Origin of the sequence: Halomonas sp. BL6, assembly GCF_006228115.1 — a bacterium.
GTDB lineage: Bacteria > Pseudomonadota > Gammaproteobacteria > Pseudomonadales > Halomonadaceae > Vreelandella > Vreelandella piezotolerans.
On the sequence record NZ_VDGL01000006.1, the window covers coordinates 187,515 to 204,904 of the forward strand.

Annotated in this window: 17 protein-coding genes; 15 read left to right on the top strand and 2 right to left on the bottom strand. The window is 59.0% G+C overall.

Annotated elements, in window-relative coordinates; genetic code table 11:
• Window positions 1-17 precede the first annotated feature (17 nt).
• On the bottom strand, window positions 18-494 hold the full coding sequence (locus FHJ80_RS13915) for a PepSY domain-containing protein (RefSeq protein WP_139527925.1): 477 nt from the start codon (window positions 492-494) through the stop codon (window positions 18-20).
• Between the two features lie 195 nt (window positions 495-689).
• Here FHJ80_RS13915 and FHJ80_RS13920 point away from each other — a divergent pair, with 195 nt between their 5' ends.
• The 13 genes from FHJ80_RS13920 (at window position 690) to FHJ80_RS13980 (ending at window position 16,043) form a co-directional block, all read left to right on the top strand.
• Window positions 690-1,016, top strand: a complete 327-nt coding sequence (locus FHJ80_RS13920; protein ID WP_231125601.1) for a PepSY domain-containing protein — start codon at window positions 690-692, stop codon at window positions 1,014-1,016.
• Window positions 1,017-1,042: 26 nt separating this feature from the next.
• The gene (locus tag FHJ80_RS13925; RefSeq protein ID WP_139527927.1) at window positions 1,043-1,717 is read left to right on the top strand and encodes a response regulator transcription factor; all 675 of its coding nucleotides are present in this window, start codon (window positions 1,043-1,045) and stop codon (window positions 1,715-1,717) included.
• Window positions 1,714-3,078: a HAMP domain-containing sensor histidine kinase gene (locus tag FHJ80_RS13930; protein WP_139527928.1), complete on the top strand. Its 1,365-nt coding sequence runs from the start codon at window positions 1,714-1,716 to the stop codon at window positions 3,076-3,078. Before FHJ80_RS13925 ends, FHJ80_RS13930 begins: the two co-directional genes overlap by 4 nt.
• 47 nt (window positions 3,079-3,125) lie before the next feature.
• Window positions 3,126-5,048 (top strand): alkaline phosphatase D family protein, encoded by a 1,923-nt coding sequence (locus tag FHJ80_RS13935; RefSeq protein WP_139527929.1) that lies wholly within the window; start codon window positions 3,126-3,128, stop codon window positions 5,046-5,048.
• Between the two features lie 119 nt (window positions 5,049-5,167).
• Window positions 5,168-6,922 (top strand): bifunctional diguanylate cyclase/phosphodiesterase, encoded by a 1,755-nt coding sequence (locus tag FHJ80_RS13940; protein ID WP_139527930.1) that lies wholly within the window; start codon window positions 5,168-5,170, stop codon window positions 6,920-6,922.
• A gap of 109 nt (window positions 6,923-7,031) precedes the next feature.
• Window positions 7,032-7,997 carry a phosphate/phosphite/phosphonate ABC transporter substrate-binding protein gene (phnD, locus tag FHJ80_RS13945; protein WP_139528008.1) on the top strand — a complete coding sequence of 322 codons (966 nt, stop codon included), beginning with the start codon at window positions 7,032-7,034 and terminating at the stop codon, window positions 7,995-7,997.
• A gap of 125 nt (window positions 7,998-8,122) precedes the next feature.
• Window positions 8,123-8,998 carry a phosphonate ABC transporter ATP-binding protein gene (phnC, locus tag FHJ80_RS13950; RefSeq protein ID WP_239296783.1) on the top strand — a complete coding sequence of 292 codons (876 nt, stop codon included), beginning with the start codon at window positions 8,123-8,125 and terminating at the stop codon, window positions 8,996-8,998.
• On the top strand, window positions 8,995-9,822 hold the full coding sequence (phnE, locus tag FHJ80_RS13955; RefSeq protein ID WP_139527931.1) for a phosphonate ABC transporter, permease protein PhnE: 828 nt from the start codon (window positions 8,995-8,997) through the stop codon (window positions 9,820-9,822). The genes phnC and phnE (FHJ80_RS13955) overlap by 4 nt, the downstream gene beginning before the upstream one ends.
• A 60-nt stretch (window positions 9,823-9,882) precedes the next feature.
• Complete coding sequence (phnE, locus tag FHJ80_RS13960; RefSeq protein ID WP_139527932.1) at window positions 9,883-10,698, top strand: phosphonate ABC transporter, permease protein PhnE; 816 nt, start codon at window positions 9,883-9,885, stop codon at window positions 10,696-10,698.
• A gap of 24 nt (window positions 10,699-10,722) precedes the next feature.
• Entirely contained in the window at window positions 10,723-11,352 is a 630-nt protein-coding gene (locus FHJ80_RS13965) for a histidine phosphatase family protein (RefSeq protein WP_139527933.1), read from the top strand.
• A gap of 74 nt (window positions 11,353-11,426) precedes the next feature.
• On the top strand, window positions 11,427-11,906 hold the full coding sequence (locus FHJ80_RS13970) for a C40 family peptidase (protein ID WP_139527934.1): 480 nt from the start codon (window positions 11,427-11,429) through the stop codon (window positions 11,904-11,906).
• Between the two features lie 196 nt (window positions 11,907-12,102).
• Window positions 12,103-14,049: a methyl-accepting chemotaxis protein gene (locus FHJ80_RS13975; protein ID WP_176558248.1), complete on the top strand. Its 1,947-nt coding sequence runs from the start codon at window positions 12,103-12,105 to the stop codon at window positions 14,047-14,049.
• Window positions 14,050-14,240: 191 nt separating this feature from the next.
• A complete protein-coding gene (locus tag FHJ80_RS13980) occupies window positions 14,241-16,043 on the top strand; it encodes a bifunctional diguanylate cyclase/phosphodiesterase (RefSeq protein ID WP_139527935.1) in 1,803 nt (600 codons plus the stop codon).
• Between the two features lie 12 nt (window positions 16,044-16,055).
• On the opposite strand, the gene FHJ80_RS13985 is transcribed toward FHJ80_RS13980, so the two are convergent.
• On the bottom strand, window positions 16,056-16,691 hold the full coding sequence (locus tag FHJ80_RS13985) for a putative metalloprotease CJM1_0395 family protein (protein ID WP_139527936.1): 636 nt from the start codon (window positions 16,689-16,691) through the stop codon (window positions 16,056-16,058).
• A 73-nt stretch (window positions 16,692-16,764) separates the two neighbouring features.
• Here FHJ80_RS13985 and FHJ80_RS13990 point away from each other — a divergent pair, with 73 nt between their 5' ends.
• Together FHJ80_RS13990 and FHJ80_RS13995 are read left to right on the top strand one after the other, a co-directional pair.
• Window positions 16,765-16,992, top strand: coding sequence for a DUF2835 family protein (locus FHJ80_RS13990; protein ID WP_139527937.1), 228 nt, complete (start codon window positions 16,765-16,767; stop codon window positions 16,990-16,992).
• Between the two features lie 30 nt (window positions 16,993-17,022).
• Window positions 17,023-17,385, top strand: coding sequence for a hypothetical protein (locus FHJ80_RS13995; RefSeq protein ID WP_255303964.1), 363 nt, complete (start codon window positions 17,023-17,025; stop codon window positions 17,383-17,385).
• The last annotated feature ends 5 nt before the right edge of the window (window positions 17,386-17,390 follow it).

The window sequence follows — 17,390 nt, forward strand, 5'->3', positions numbered from 1 at the left end:
GTGTATTACTCGAGCGATCAGTCGCGATCCATCTGGGTCACTTCAAAGGAGCCCTGGCGGAGGCTCAACTCTAGTTCGCGACCGTTCTGCTCTCGGCCTTCGACGTCGATGATACCGCTTTTATCGATATCGATGCTTTCGAATTCGGTCATGCCTTCTTGACTCGCGGCATTGAGTGCTTGGCGAACGTCCTCTTCGCTCATGCCCCAAGCACCGGTAATCAAGCGCTTACGTTCTTCCTGCAGGGTGTCGCCGTTATCGATGGAGAAATCCACCTCGGCGTACCACTCGTCATCCAGCCAGCCCTCCACTTCGACACGGCCGCGGTCGTCGGCGTTGATCTCCTCGATATGGGTGAACCCGTAGTCGGCAGCGTAGGTTAGAATGTCATCGATCCGGTCCATCGGCTGCGTGTCTGCTTGGGCGCTACCCGCTGCGGCGGTAAGTAGAAGAGCAGAGGTCGGGATCAGCAGCATTTTTTTCATCGCGTTCATGTCAAATTCCTTCTTTGCTTGGTGAATGCATTGCTGGATGATGCCTAACGAGGTCAGTCAGCGAATGCGACAGGGTAGTTATATCATCGGGGTTCTTTCCTAAACCTGACAAAGCCGTTCATCTGGCGTTCATGTTGCCTTTGGCATTCTAGCGACATGAAAATGACCTCTCTTTTTTCGCTTAAGCAGTCCCCTATGCGGCGGCTCCCGTTGAAGGGGAGTGCGGCGCTGGTGCTGGTACTCTTGTTGATGAGTAGCGCGACCGGGGACCAGCACTGGAAAGACCTGCATAGCGAAGTGCAGCGAGGCGACGTGGTGCCGCTGGAGACCATTCTCGACTGGCTCGACGCCCATTACATGGGTGACGTGTTGGAGATCGAGGTCGAGCGCGATGATGGGCTGGTCGAGTATGAAATCAAGCTGCTAGGACCCCAAGGCCAAGTCGTGGAGTTCGAGTTCGATGGCCAAAGTGGCCAGCTCATGCAAATCGAGGGTGTGCGCATTCGCGAGATGCAGCGTTAAGTCGTTTTTCCATTAAGGGTGTGTTGATGAAGTGTTTACTGGTAGAGGATGACCAGGCGCTTGCCCGTGAGCTGAGCCAAGCGCTGCAGGATGGCGATTGGATCGTCGAGCGGGCTGAGAACGGCCAGGAAGCGGACTTTTTGGTGCGAACAGAGGCGTACGATACGGTCATTTTGGATATTGGCTTGCCCGATGGCGACGGTACCCGCTGGCTCTCTTCCTGGCGTGAAGACGGTATCGATCTTCCCGTACTGATTTTGACTGCACGAGAACGCTGGGCCGACAAAGCCGCTGGCTTCACCGCCGGTGCCGACGATTACGTCACCAAGCCTTTCGAGCCTGCTGAAGTGCTCTTTCGCCTGCGGGCGCTGGTGCGCCGCACTCACGGTCACGCGCACCCGGTCCTCAAGGTTGGCGAGCTCTGCTTGGATACGCATACCCAGCACGTCACGTTGGTGGGCAGACCGGTGAGCTTGACCGCCCAGGAAACCCGCCTATTGAGTTATTTGATGCACGCCGCTCCCCGAGTCGTTAGCCGTAGTGAGCTCTCAGAGCATGTCTACGACCGCGATCACGAGCCTGATTCCAACGTGATCGACGTGCAGGTTAGCCGTCTGCGTCGCAAGCTGGGCGCATGGCGCATTGCGACGCTGCGTGGCCAAGGCTATCGCTTACTGGCTGACGAACCGAGCGACACATGAGTGCTGGTGTCGTTTCTTGGAGTCAGCGCTGGGCCGGGCGGTCGATCACTTTCCGCCTGCTGCTGGCGGTGCTATTGATGGTGCTACTGGCGCTGCCCATCGCTGGATGGCTACTGGCGCATCACTACCGCACCGCGGCCGTCGGCGCCTTCGACGAGCGGCTGGAAGCGACGCTCAACGTGGTGATCGCCGGGGTGACCTACGATTCTTTGAGCGAGCAGCTCAGCTACGAGCGCGCGCTAGGGGACCCTCGCTTCGACCACGTGTACTCCGGCTGGTACTGGCAAATTACCGATGAGGCGAACCACACGGTCACGTCGCGGTCGTTATGGGATCAGCGCTTACCGGTGCTAGAAAGCGAGCGATTGACTGCCCGCACTCTGTTGGGCCCACGTGGTCAGCAACTGCGCGTGGTAGAGCGAGATATCTACCTGGGCGCGCTGGAAGCGCCGCTACACGTGAGCGTTGCCGCGCGAGACGATGACTTGCGCGAAGACATCAAGGCCTTCCAGCAGGTGTTATGGCTAGGACTGTTGGGCCTTGGGGTGATGCTGTTGGGCGTGTTGGCGCTGCAGGTGCGGTGGGGGCTCGCGCCGCTGCGGCGTATGAATGCCAACCTGCGCGACGTAGAGCAGGGGCGAGCAGAGCAACTGGATACCCGGCTGCCCGAGGAGTTAGCGACCCTCGCTGCTTCCATGAACGCGGTGCTGGCCCGCGATCAGCGGCTCATCGAGCGCGGCCGCCACACGGCGGGCAATTTGGCCCATGCCCTCAAAACGCCGATCAGCGTCATGCGGCTACTGGCCAAACAGCTCCCTGGCGAGAGCCGCAGTGCCTGGGAGGCCGAGCTGGCGCGTATCGATAGCGCCGTGCGTCACCATCTGGCGCGGGCCTCTGCCGCCGGTGAGGGCGTGCGCTTTGCCCCGGTGGCGCTACACGAGACGCTCTCGCCGCTCATCACTGGGCTCGCCCGGCTAGCGCAGCGCCGCCATATTACGTTGCGCCAAACCGTCGATAGCGGCGTGGAGGTGCATATGGATAGTCAAGATTTACAAGAGATGGCGGGTAACGTGCTCGACAATGCGCTGCGCTGGGCCAATAGCGATGTGCACATTCGTCTGCAGGCCGACCACAAGACGCTACGGTTGGTGGTGAGCGACGATGGTCCTGGCATGACGGCCCAGGAGTGCCAAGCGGCGGTGCGGCGCGGCAAGCGGCTGGACGAGCAGCGCTCGGGCAGCGGGTTGGGCTTGGCCATCGTGACGGACCTCGTCACGCTTTATCATGGCCAGATGCGCCTACAGCGCGCAGCGTCTGGCGGTTTAGAGGTGGTCATTGAACTGCCTGTGGTCGCTGTTTGAATCGACCCGTCAAGCAGCGATGCAACACACAGCACAGAGGGTGTGAAATGACGCGAATCGCTACGACGTTACCCGACGTTCTGGTTGGGCCTTTGCTGAGGCGGCTGTCGCCGTCCCGGCTCGTTTTATGGCTGGTAGCGACCCGGCCGCTCACCATGCAGCTCGTGTTGAATTCCGGGCAAGACGCCCAGCAGACCTACGCACTCGATAATGCCCATCAATGCGTAGCGATTGGGCGGCATGCCTATATTCATGCGATTGACCTAAGGCTGCCCGTCGCGCTACCCACTGATACCCGTATTGCCTACGATCTTCAGGTGAAAAGCCAGGAAGGGCAGTGGCGGCCTCTGCCGGAATGGGCGCCGTGGCTATGCCACGATGGCTACGACTCTCCGGGCTTTGTGTTGGCCTCTCGCCACCACCGCTTGATGCACGGCTCTTGCCGTAAACCCCACCACGAGAGCGCCGACGGCTTAGTAAGGGCCGATAGCTGGCTGGCCGAGCGTCAGGAGACGCCCTCCGAGTGGCCCGCATGGCTGCTGATGACCGGTGATCAGGTGTACGTCGACGACGTGGCGGGCCCTATGCTGCGCGCCGTACATGCGTTGATTGCCCGATTGGGGCTGGTCGATGAGTGGCTGGAAGGTGCGACCGTCGAGGATAGCCAGGCACTCTACAATGCCCCGGAGAGCTACTACCATCGAGAAGCACTGCTGCCGGATGTCACCAGTAATGCTGCCTTGCGTGAGCGCTTTTTTGGGGGCGTGAAAAAACCCGTCTTTACATCAGCCAACGCCCAGAATCATCTCATGACCCTGGCCGAGATGCTCGCCATGTACTGCCTGGTATGGTCGCCGACCCCGTGGCAAGTGATCGCCTATGAGGCACCGGCGCTAGGCGAAAAAGAGGCCGAGGCTTATCGCGAAGAGCAGGCAATCATCGAAGCGTTCGTAGAGGGGCTGCCCCAGTGCGCTCGGTTAATGGCCCACGTGCCCAGCCTGATGATTTTCGATGATCATGATGTCACCGATGACTGGAACCTGACCGCCGACTGGGAGCGCTGCGCCTATGGGCATCCGTTCTCCAAGCGCATTATTGGTAACGCGCTGGTGGCGTATTTGCTTTGCCAGGGGTGGGGGAATGCGCCCGATAAACTTAATCCGTTGCTTCACCAAGCGATCACGCTGTTCGACGATGTCGGCCCGCTGAAGCCTGACCACCAGGACGCGTTTATCGAGCAGCTGCTGCGCTTTCAGGGCTGGGAGTTTCAGGTGCCGGGCACGCCCACGCTTATCGTACTGGATACCCGCACGCGGCGCTGGCGCAGCGAGCGCAGCCCCAACCGCCCGTCTGGCTTGATGGATTGGGAAGCGCTGATGGAGATGCAGCAGGCGCTGCTGGGCACCCAAAGCGCGGTCATCGTTTCGCCTGCGCCGATGTTTGGCGTCAAACTGATCGAAGGCATTCAAAAGCTCTTTACCCTGGCGGGCAAGCCGTTGGTGGTCGATGCCGAGAACTGGATGGCGCACCGCGGCGCGGCTAACGTGCTGCTGCATATCTGGCGGCACTCCAAAACGCCCGGTAACTACGTGATTCTCTCGGGAGATGTGCACTACTCCTTTGCCTACGACATCGTCGTGCGCCGTCAGAAGCGCGCTCCCCAGCTATGGCAGATCACCTCCAGCGGAGTGAAAAATACCTTTCCCAAGCAGCTGCTGAATACCTTTGACCGCTTGAACCGCTGGCTCTACGCACCGCTGTCGCCGCTGAACTGGTTCACCAAGCGGCGTAAGCTTAGCATCTACCCCCGCGACCCTGACCAAGCCAGCGCCGGAGAGCGACTGTGGAACGCCAGTGGCATTGGTTTGGTGAGCCTGGATGAGCAGGGCAAGCCAACGGACATTCGCCAGCTCGATGCCAGCGGTGGCGAGGCAGTGTTTCCACCGCCGGCGATCCCTACCGACACGTAAAGAACCGCTGGTTGTCATACAAATGTCATCACAATGACGCACCCTTGCTGCCCTAGTACCTTCCTCATGGAGCGTTACGAATCATAGGGATAGTCGACGTTTGATAGGGCAGCAGGCATATGACCGCACAAGAAGCGCAGTGGCTAAATCACATTATTGCGGCAGAAGAGCTGCACGTGCTGTTCCAACCGATCGTGGACGCCAATCAGCAGGCTATTTACGGCTATGAAGCGCTGATTCGCGGGCCAAAAACGTCTCCGCTTCACTCTCCGCTGCGGTTATTCGATGTGGCGACCCAGGCGGGATTGCTGGTCGAGCTGGACCTGCTTTGCCGGCGTCTTGCCATACGCCGCTTTGCCGAGCTCGACCTGCCGGGACTGCTGTTTCTCAATGTCATGCCGCTGACCATTGTGGAGCGGGATTTTCGTGAAGGGCTGACGCTCAGTTTTATCCAAGAGAGCGGCTTGCCACCCGAGCGGGTGGTCATCGAGCTGACCGAGCATGTGCCGATTCACGACTACGAGTTGATGCGCCAAGCGGTAGATCACTACCGCGACATGGGGTTTCAGGTGGCATTGGACGATTTGGGGGCTGGTCACTCGAGTCTTCGCCACTGGTCGGAGCTACGGCCCGATTTCGTCAAGCTTGACCGTCATTTTATTTCTGGGATCGATCAGGAACCCGCCAAGCGCGAGTTTCTGCGCTCGATTTTGGATGTCGCCCGCAGCCTCGATTGCCAGCTCATTGCCGAGGGGGTCGAAACGGCGGCCGAGCATCTCTGCCTATGGGAACTCGATCGCGGGCTGGCACTGCTGCAAGGGTTCTATTTTGCTCGGCCGAGCCCTCAGCCACCCATGCAGCTTAATACGCTATTGCCCGCCACCACCCAGCTCAAAGGCCCGGCGGGACGCACGGCGCACTCCATCTTGCGTCCCATCGAGAGCATCCCGGCAAGTTGTTTAGTGCCCGCGCTGGCTGAACGCTTTCGCGAAGACCCTAAGCTGCGCTGCGTGGCGGTGGTGGAAGAGAGGGTCCCTGTGGCAGTGGTCCGCCGCAACGCTTTTTTGACGCTGTTTGCCAATCAGTACGGCCACGCGCTGTATGCTAAACGTCGCGTGTTAGATATCGCCGATCCTAAAATGATCGTCGCGGACGCAGAGCTCTCTTTAGAAGCCCTGAGTCAACAGCTCACCGACAGCCGCGATATCGAACAGGAAGATTTCGTCATCGTCGGCGGTGACGGTCACTACCTGGGCATGGGCAATATCGTCGATCTGCTGCGGGAGATTACCGCGATTCAAGTGCGTCAAGCGCGCCATGCCAACCCTCTTACCGGGCTGCCCGGCAATATTTTGATCAACGAAACCCTGGCGGCGTATTTATCCGAAGAGCGTGGGTTCGCGGCGGCATACGTCGATCTGGACAACTTCAAAGCGTTTAACGATGCCTATGGCTATGCTCGCGGTGACCACGTGATCATTTCGCTCTCACGGCTGCTCCAGGCTCAAGTGGAGAGCGCGGGGGGCTTTATTGGGCATATCGGTGGCGACGATTTCATGATGCTGCTGCCGTTAGAGCACTGGCAAAACGTCTGCGAGCAAATTCTCCACTCTTTCGAAGTGCTGGCGCCGGGATTTTATGAGGAGAGTGATCGGCTGCAGGGGGGAATTTCCATTGAAAGCCGACAAGGGGGCGTGACGTTCTTCCCCTTTGTCAGCGTCTCGATTGCGGTCAAGCCAATTACTGACCCAGCGCCCTGCAAGGCGCTGGATATCGCCGCGCAGCTATCAGAGCTAAAGCATCAGGCCAAAAAAATCGCGGGCAACAGTCTGTTCGTCGAGCGGCGGGGCTGCTGCACCGGAGAAGCCCAGTAGGTCGTCATGTCGTCGTCATCCAAGCGTCACGGGAGTGTCCCGCTGCTGTCATATTGGCCCGCCACTATGGCATGAACACTTCATAACTCGCTTAGGTGATGCCATGCACATGCACTCTGTCTCTTTCTCTCGTACGCTGTTGAGCGCCGCTGTCGTAGGCGCTTTTTCACTGGCAGCGGTGTCTGCCTCGGCTGACCTCTCTTCACGCTACACGGACAGCGACGGCGACATGATCGCCGACGTGCCCAGCGACGAGTCGCAGTGGGTCGATCCCGATACGCTGGTATTTGCTTATACGCCGGTGGAAGATCCCGCTGTTTATGCCGATGTTTGGGCCGATTTTCTGGACCATCTGAGCGACGCTACCGGTAAAAACGTCCAGTTCTTCCCCGTGCAGTCCAACGCTGCCCAGCAGGAAGCCCTGCGCGCAGGACGCTTGCACGTGGCGGGCTTCAACACTGGCGGTGTGCCGGTGGCGGTCAACTGCGGTGGCTTCCGTCCCTTTGCCATGATGGCGGCAGAAGACGGTAGCTTCGGCTACGAGATGGAAATCATCACCTACCCCGATAGCGGCATCGAGACGGTGGAAGACTTGGCCGGTCGTCAACTGGCGTTTACCTCCGAAACGTCCAACTCCGGTTTTCGCGCTCCCTCCGCGCTGCTGCGCTCCGAGTACGGCCTGGAAGCGGGTGAAGACTTCGAAACCGCCTTTTCGGGCTCTCACGACAACTCCATCCTAGGCGTCGTGAACAAAGATTACGACGCGGCCGCCATTGCCAACTCCGTCGCCAAACGCATGCTGTCGCGCGACGTGGTGAGCGAAGATGATTACAACGTCATCTATACCTCTGAAACCTTCCCCACGACGGCCTACGGTCTGGCGCACAATCTGAACCCTGAACTTGCCGAGCAGATTCAGGATGCATTCTTTAGCTACGACTGGGAAGGCACACCGCTGGAAGCCGAGTTTGCCAACTCCGGTGAAGCACAGTTCATTCCGATCACCTACCAAGAGAACTGGTCCGTGATCCGTACCATCGCCGATGCCAACGGCGTGACGTACGACTGCGATTGATCGATCCGTCATTCCGTGCGTTTTCTCGGCCAGGAGGGCGACCTTCTGGCCGAGCCGCTATGTAGCTAATGACATAAGCCCTTATTCATATAAGCACTTGAGTATCAGACACTGAGGCACTTCCCATGTTGACACTCACCGGCGTTGGCAAACGCTACCCAACCGGCGATCGCGCGCTGACCGATATTCAGCTGTCGCTGCCCAAAGGGCAGGTCATGGCGCTGATTGGCCCATCTGGCGCGGGAAAGAGCACTCTGATTCGCTGCGTGAACCGACTAGTAGAACCCTCGCAAGGCAGCATTCGATTAGACGATGTGGAGCTGACGACACTCTCGGGTAGTCGTCTGCGCCACGCTCGCCGCGCCATGGGGATGATCTTCCAGGAGTATGCGCTGGTGGACCGCCTGAGCGTGATGGAAAACGTCCTGTCGGGCCAATTGGGGTATGTGGGGTTCTGGCGTAGTTTCTTGCGCCGCTATCCCCAGGAGGCCGTGGCAGAAGCGTTTCGACTGCTGGAGCGAGTTGGCTTGCCCCACGCGATCGATAAACGCGCCGATGCCCTCTCCGGCGGCCAGCGCCAGCGGGTGGGCATCGCCCGGGCGCTGTTGCAAAGCCCCAAACTGCTGTTGGTGGATGAGCCCACAGCCAGTCTAGACCCGAAAACTTCCCGCCAAATCATGCGTTTGATTCGTGAATTGTGCGCCGAGCGCGAGCTGGCCGCTATCATCAACATTCATGACGTAGCGTTGGCCCAGCAGTTTGCCGACCGTATCGTTGGGCTGCGTGCCGGGCAGATCGTCTTCGACGGCAAGCCGAGCGAGCTGACCAGCGAGATGCTGACCACCATTTACGGTGAAGAGGAGTGGGACACCACACCAGAGCCTGCCGATGACGACGAAGAAGAGCACCAGAAGGTGACACCGCGTACCGCGCCGTCACCCTCGGCCAGCGCGCCTCAAACACCGCAACAGGGCCGCTTGGCGAGTGGAGGCGCTCAATGAGCACGATAGACACGCGAGCCCGCCAGCAGGCGGCCCGGCAGGGCCAATGGCGGCGGCTGCCGCTGATCGAGAGCCGCCGCCTGCGTTGGGCGTTGGTGCTGGGGGGAGTGGTCTACCTTGTACTGGCGCTCGCTTCGGTGGAGGTGAATTGGGCGCGGGTGGCGGAAGGGGCCGGGCGCGCGTTGAACTTCCTCGGAGCGTTTTTGCAGCCCGATTTCGTCAGCCGTCAAAGCGACATTCTGGCAGGCCTGCTGGAAAGCCTCACCATGACGCTGACCTCGACGGTGATCGGCGTTCTACTCGCCATTCCCGTCGGCTTAGGCGCGGCCAAAAATATTGCGCCGTTACCGGTGTATGCGGTGTGTCGGGCAATTATCGCGATTTCGCGCACCTTTCAGGAGGTCATCATTGCCATCCTGTTCGTGGTGATGTTCGGCTTTGGTCCTTTTGCAGGCATGCTCACCTTGGCCTTTGCCACCATCGGCTTCATGGCCAAGCTGCTGGCGGAAGATATCGAAGACCTCGACTGGAAACAGGTAGAAGCCGTGCGCGCCACCGGTGCCAGCTGGTGGCAAACCATGAACCACGCCGTACAGCCGCAGGTGATGCCGCGCTTGATCGGGCTCTCGATGTACCGGCTGGATATCAACTTCCGCGAGTCGTCGGTGATTGGCATCGTCGGTGCCGGGGGGATTGGCGCGACACTCAATACGTCGCTTAGCCGCTACGAGTACGGCACCTCGGCCGCCATCCTGCTGATCATCATCGCCATCGTACTCATGAGCGAATATGCCTCTAGCCATGTGCGTCGTTGGACGCAGTAGCATGGCGTTAGGCGTGTGGGCTATCCCTTTATCCAATCTGAAAGGCAAGAGGAATCCTCCATGCCGGTAACCACTTCTTCTCAAGGCGTGCCGCAGTGGCAGCGGCGCACCAGCCGCGCCCAGTGGCTGCAGTACGTCGCTTGGCTGGCGGGCATTAGCCTGTTCTTACTCTGCTGGAAAGTGATCTCCGACAACACCATGTGGGTGTTCGTAGAGGACGCGGGCCGCCAGGGCAGCGACTTGATCAGTCGTATGGTGCCGCCGCGCTGGGAGTATGCTAGCCAGCTCTGGCAGCCCATGTGGGACACGATCAACATCGCTACCTTGGGCACTGCGCTGGGGATCATGATGGCATTTCCCGTCGCGTTTTTGGCCGCCCGCAATACCACGCCGCATCCTCTCGTGCGCAGCGTGGCGCTGACGATCATCGTCGCTTCGCGCTCGATCAACTCGCTGATTTGGGCCATGCTGCTGGTCACCATTCTAGGCCCCGGCGTACTGGCGGGCATCATCGCGATTGCCCTGCGGTCGATTGGCTTTGTGGGCAAGCTGCTCTATGAGGCCATCGAGGAGATTCATCCCACGCCGGTGGAAGCCATCAGTGCCACCGGCGCGAGTCGCTTGCAGGTCATGAGTTATGGCGTACTGCCGCAAATCATGCCCGCCTTTGCAGGCATCAGCGTGTATCGCTGGGACATCAATATCCGCGAGTCCACAGTGCTCGGGCTCGTCGGTGCGGGCGGCATTGGCTTACAGCTCAATGCGTCGATCAACAGTTTAGCGTGGAATCAGGTGAGCGTGATTTTCGTGCTCATCTTTGCCACGGTGCTGGTATCGGAATGGGTCTCGGCTCGCGTACGTCACGCCATCATTTAATCCGTACCCGTTAGGAGAATCGCCATGCGCTTTCCCCATGCCGAGATCACGACGATCGATCTGATGCGCCACGGTGAACCCCAAGGTGGGCGAATGCTACGGGGCAGTACCGACCACCCTCTCAGCGAAACAGGCTGGCAGCAGGTGACCGATGCCGTCATGCGTCACACGAGGGAGGGTCGGCCGCCCTATGATGCCATTGTGAGCTCGCCGTTGGCCCGTTGCCGCGAATTTGCGCTCTGGTTAGGGGAGGAGTTCGACCTACCGGTACAGGTGGATGAGGACTTGGCCGAGCTGTACCTGGGCGAGTGGGAAGGTAAAACGTACGCCGAGGTGTACGCCCAAGAGGGCACGGAGCAGATGAGTGCTTTCTGGTTCGACCCCGCCCGCGCCGCACCGCCTGGCGGAGAAACCTACGCCGAGCTGGATGCTCGGGTCAGCGAAGCGTGGCGGCGGCTGTTGGCGAATCCTCCTGGTCGACATGTGCTCGTGGTAGCCCATCTGTTCGTCTGCAATGCCCTGTTCCGTCAAGTGTTAGAGCAGCCGCTCAGCCATGGTCTAGTGATGGATCTGCCCTATGCCGCCATGAGCCGCCTACGTCACGAACGCCATGCTATGGGCGAGAGCACGTTTATCGAGTGGGTCGGCCGGTAAGCGCGCGTGAAGCAGTAGCGGGTCAACGGCGCTTAGGCCATGATAAGAGCAACACGTTTTTTTGGAGCGTTGCCATGCCGTTGACTCGCTGTTCATCTCTTTTTGCGCTGCTCATGCTGCTGCTCTTGGCAGGGTGTGCCAGTAACGACGTGGCGATGGCCCCCGCGCCCAGCTCGCCAGCGGGTATGTCGATGGAGCGCGCGTTGATACTCTCCCATGCCCAGCAGGCGATCGGCACGCCTTATCGCTTGGGTGGCAACTCCCCCGACGGTTTGGACTGCTCCGGCCTCGTCGAGATGACCTACCGCGCCGCAGGTATTCGCGTGCCACGCACCGCCGACGGCCAGTTTCGTGCGCTTCCCCAAGTCGACGCTCCCCGCCCTGGCGACCTGCTCTTTTTCGGCGATGGCAATAAAGCCACCCATGTGGGCATCTACGGCGGTAACCGCCAGATGATTCACGCTCCCGGTAGCGGCCGCGCCGTGGTAAGCGTACCGCTGGATATCGACTATTGGCAGCAACGCTTTTTAGGCGCGGCATCGGTGGCGCCCTAAGACGTGAGACAAGCCTGACTTAGGTCAATAACCTTTCGTGAGCACACGATACACTCGCATTATTTTGCTGGCCGACCCCTTGTCCCTCTGCCGCAAAACGCGGCAAGCTTGAAGAATAATGTGCCAATAAGCACTGATAACAAACGAGTACGCCGCTTACCTCCCCGAACGATACGAAACGAGGCTAAGCAACGCGATGAAAGAGCTGCTCCACCGTTTATCCATGCGGTATAAATTTGCCCTGGTATTGGTCTTGCCTTTGCTGGCCCTTGTCTGGTTTGCGATTAGCGGTATCGTCGAGCGGCAAGCCGCCGTGACGGAGCTATCACGCATGCAGGCCCTGACGGCGCTGGCGCAACGATCAGGCAATTGGGTCCATCAGGTACAGTTAGAGCGGGGCATGACGGCTGGCTTCATTGGCAGTCAGGGCAGCGCATTTGGTAACCGTCTGAACCAGCAGCGTCCTAGCACCGAAGCCGCTGCGGAGGCGTTTTTCCACCAGCAACGAGCGCTATCATCGACGCTACTGAGTGCAAGATTGAACGCACTGCTGACGGAAATCGGACAGCGCTGGCAGGGCGTTCGAGCACTGCGCGGCCAAGTCGACCAACTCAGCGTATCCACCCCCGATGCGCTTGCCCACTATACGCAGCTGAACGGTGCGCTCATGACGTTGGTGGGTGAATTGGCTCAGCTGACAAGCCAGGGGAGCATCACGCGCCAACTGGCGGCGTACTACAACCTTCTCGAAGCGAAAGATTTGGCGGGCATCGAGCGGGCGCTACTCTCAGGCGTCTTTGCGGCCGATGCGATGCCCGATAGCACGCTTCAGCGTCTGCTTTCTCTGGTGGGTGCCGAAGCTTCCTTTTTAGAAGCCTACCGCGTGCTCTCCGACGACACCCAACGTGACGCACTCAGCCAAGCGCTCAGTGGTCCCGAGATCGAGCGCGTGCTGGCGCGACGGTCGCTGGCCATCGCACAGCGCAGTGATTACGGGGTTGATCCCGAGGAGTGGTTCGACTGGCAAACCGTCAAAATTGGCCGTTTGAAAGGCCTGGAAGATAGTGCCGCAACGGCCATCATGACGACGACCGAGACATTGAAGCAGCAGGCCCAGCAGGCGCTGTGGTGGTACTTGGGGGTTGCCGTGCTGAGCACGGCGGTTGCGGTGGGGATAGCCGTGCTCATCGTGCGTACCATCACGCAGCCGCTGAAGCAGGCCTTGGCGAGTATTGCCGACCGTGGCGATGACTTGACCCAACGTTTACCCGTGCCTGGTAGCGATGAGCTGTCCAGGCTCTATCGAGCCGTGAACGACGCGTCTTCACAAACCGAGCAGTTGATCGCAGAAATGAAGCGCAATGCGCACTCGGTTGCCTTGGCTAGCAATGAAATCGCTCAAGGAAATCAGGACTTGGCGCAGCGTACCGAAGAGCAGTCGGCTTCGCTTGTGCAAACCGCATCGAGCATGGAGCAAATGACCGCTACCGTGCGCCAAAATGCGGAGAATGCTCATCAAGCCCAACGGATGACCGGCGAGGTCGCGGTGCAGGCAAAAGAGGCCACCGCCGTGGCGATGCAGGCACGCCAAGCCATGCAGCAGATTCATCAGGCCAACGAACAGGTCACATCGATCGTGGCTGCTATCGACAACATCGCGTTTCAAACCAACTTACTGGCCCTGAATGCGTCCGTTGAAGCCGCGCGCGCCGGTGAGCACGGCCGAGGGTTTGCCGTCGTGGCCGATGAAGTTCGTAAACTGGCCAGTCGTAGCGCCGAAGAGGCCAACCAAATTCGCCACTTGATCGACAACAACGTGGCACGCATCAGCGAAGGTGAATCACTCGTGTCCACGACGAGCACCACGCTTGCCAATATTGCTGACCGTGTGCAGCAAGTGGCTACGTTGGTCGATGAGATTGCCACGGCGAGCCAAGAGCAGTCTTCCGGGGTCGAGCAAATTAGCCATGCGATGGCTCAGCTAGAGGACGTCACGCAACAGAATGCGTCATTGGTAGAGCAGGTGGCCACGGCCAGTCGTTCGCTGGATGAGCAGGCCGACGAGATGTCGGCACTTGTGAGCCGGTTTCAAGTGACAGAGCCCGTTATGAGCGATCATCGCCAGCTTGCTTATAATCGATAGCGCGACGATGCGCGTACCAGAGAGCCTCCTACTGCCTGGTACGCGCTAGGCAATGGATGCAGACGCGAAACGAGGGCAATAAAAGCGCGTTGATTCAGCGCTGTTGAATCTAAAACACGGGTCAAAAGACGGTGTTAATATGACCGAAAGACATTAAATCAACAACGCTTATAAGAGGAGAGCAGAGACGCATGAGCCCGCCCTTGAATGACATAAAGGAGCAGTCTTTGCCTCAGCCAAACCCTCGCCCGGCGTCCATATCTGCCGACGCTGTGGCGATCTCGATCTTCGATTCCCATACATCTCTGACACCCGCCGAGTCGGCCTTTCGCTACGCCAACGAAGCCATCATCATTACCAATGCCGACAACGCCGTCGTCGATGTCAACCCTGCTTTTAGTGAGCTGACGGGGTTGGCGTTGAGCGAGGTAGAAGGAAAAACCCCCGAGGCGTTTAGCATTCTGCCCTTGGATGACAGCCGTACGACGCGTTTGATGCGTGAAGAGCTGCAGCTTCGCGATCGTAGCAAAGGGCAGATTCGCTATCGTAGCCATGACGGTCAGTATTATCCGGGCATGATGTCGATCAACCGTGTACGCGACGAGCGGGGGCAGGTGAATCATCACGTGATCGTACTGGCGGACTTATCCGCCATTCCCTCACACGCGCGCCATCTGAATCGTGAAGTCTATTTTGACGCCTTGACCGGCCTGCCCAACTTACAGCTATTGACCCAACTGATTCAGGAGTCGATTCAGCATGCCGAGCAGCGTCAGCTATCGCTGGCCGTGTGCGCGCTGGACATCGACCATTTTCAGCGCATCAACGATCGTTTGGGCCCTCACATAGGAGATGCGCTGCTGGCAGCATTTGCACAGCGTATCAGCCACCTGCTTTTTGGGGATGACGTGCTGGCCCGAATTGGTGGGGACGAGTTCGTTTTGCTACTGCATCACGGTGTCGAGGAAGCCTTTTTCGAGAAGCTACTCGCCTCATTGCGTCAGCCGCTACTGATCGAAGGGCAGACGATTTATCTCACCGCCAGCCTGGGCATTACTCGCTACCCTGACGATCACGTCCAGGGCGACGTGTTGCTGCGCCACGCCAATCAGGCGATGTACCGGGCCAAGCAGCGCGGGCGGGATACCTACCACTTTTTCGACTCTCAGCAGGACCGTCGATTGCAGGTGCGTCACGAGCAGCGTCAGCGTTTCATGGATGCGATTCACTATGACGAACTTCGCCTGTTCTATCAACCGCAGGTCGATATGCGCAGCGGCCGCGTGGTAGGTGTCGAGGCGCTTATCCGCTGGCAGCATCCCGAGCTTGGGCTTCTCTCCCCCGGTGACTTTTTACCGATCATCGATGGTACGCCTTTAGAGGTGGACTTGGGGGAGTGGGTGCTGGAGCGCGCGCTGCGTCAGCTCACGCTGTGGCAGAGCGAAGGGATGGCGCTGCCGGTTAACGTCAACATTAGTCCTTCACATCTGTTGGTGAATACGTTTAGCCAGCGTCTAGCAGAGCTGTTGGCACGTTACCCCAACGTGTCACCGTCGCTGCTCAAGCTCGAAGTGCTCGAAAGTGCGGCGATGCACGACGTGAAGGCGGCACTGAAAAACATGGCGCGCTGTCAGGCATTGGGCGTCGGGTTTGCCATCGATGACTTTGGCACGGGGTTCTCGTCGCTGACGCATCTACGCCAGCTCCCCGTCAATCTGATCAAGATCGACCAGAGTTTCGTGCGTGACATGCTCATCGATCAAGATGATATGGCGATCGTGGAAAGCGTGATTTACATGGCCAACCGGTTTCAGCGGCCCATGCTGGCAGAAGGCGTTGAAACGTTAGACCATGCCAGGGCGCTCATGTCGCTGGGTTGCGAGCTAGCTCAAGGCTATGGCATTGCGCGCCCCATGCCACCGGAGGCGATGGCTGAGTGGCTGTCCCACTGGCCCACACGGCAAGATTGGAGAGGGCTGGCAACCTTACAATGAGGCATCAAGCCGCTAGGCGGCCTGCTCGGGTGGCTGGGGTTCGTCATTGACGGCGACGTCGTCTGGCTGCTCGGTGCGGGCTTGGTTCATTTCGCTCTGCTCACGCGCGGCTTCTAACTTGGCTTCTAGTAGATATTGCCGGGCTTGAGCCGCCACTTGCAGATCTTTCGGTGAAGGGTCAGCAGGGGCGAGCGCTGCTGCAATCACGGTTTGCATTTTCTCTACCGTGGCTTGGGGGTCGCCCGGTACGGGGCCATAATCGATCGATACCTCACCGGCGACGGCGTAGCGTTTACCGTCCGGGCCCACTTCGTACTCATAGGTCGCGCCGCCGGTGTAGGGAGCGCCGACGGTTTGGTGGGCCATTTCGTGCTGGCGTACTTCGCGATCGGTTTGCTTGAGCTGTTCGAGCTGCTGAATCTCCTCCGGTGCCAGCGGCGTGCCATCGGGCCGGGTGGGGCCGGTAGGGGCATCGCTTGCACGGCTCTCTTCACGTTGGCTCACATCGTCCGAGGATTGAGCGCTCTGCGAACGTTCGGCACCAGCGTCACGCTCGATACCACTGCGCGTGACACGTGCCGCAGGCAGCGTCGAGGACGTCAAGCCTGCAGATGAGGCGTGATAGGCGTTGATCGAGGAAAGATCCATGAGCGATTACCGATATTTGCGGCCAATTCAGTTAGTATAGAGTATCCGTGAGCCAGCCGAATTGCGCAACGTTATGCACTCGATCGATGTCATTCTTCATCTAAGTGTCACCGACTGTTTGGCTTACTATGAAGGCCGCTACGACAACGTGCGGGCGCGCAGTGTGGATGGCCGTTGGGTGGTGTTTCCGGCTCATGCCTTACAGCGGGTAGTAGGACAAGAGGGGGTGCATGGTGTGTTTCGGATACTGTTTACCGATCAAGGCCGCTTTCACCATATTGTTCCAATCAACCGCAGTTGAGCCTGCTTTATGCACCAGCATGACGCCACGATGACGCTTTACGAATTGATGTACGCGGTGATCCCCAACTTAAACACTGCTGAGCGTTTAGTGTGCAACACCCTAGATAGTTTGATTAACGCGTCAGAGAACCCGCTCGATATCGTTAAACGTACCGAGCAGCGTCAAGCGTTTAATTTAGAAGTTCACCGCGTTCGTATGAATATCGAGCATCTCCTCTCGCGTTATCGCACCGATGTGGACGAAGTGTTACGTACGCAAGGAGGTGTTAAAGGACCACGGATTCAGCCAGATGCCTTAGAGGCCGATGCCATTCAAAGCGCGATCGATATTTATCAACATGTCCGTGCGTTTCAACGTGGAGAGCGTCGTCATCCGGTGCCGCGTCGATAGATCTA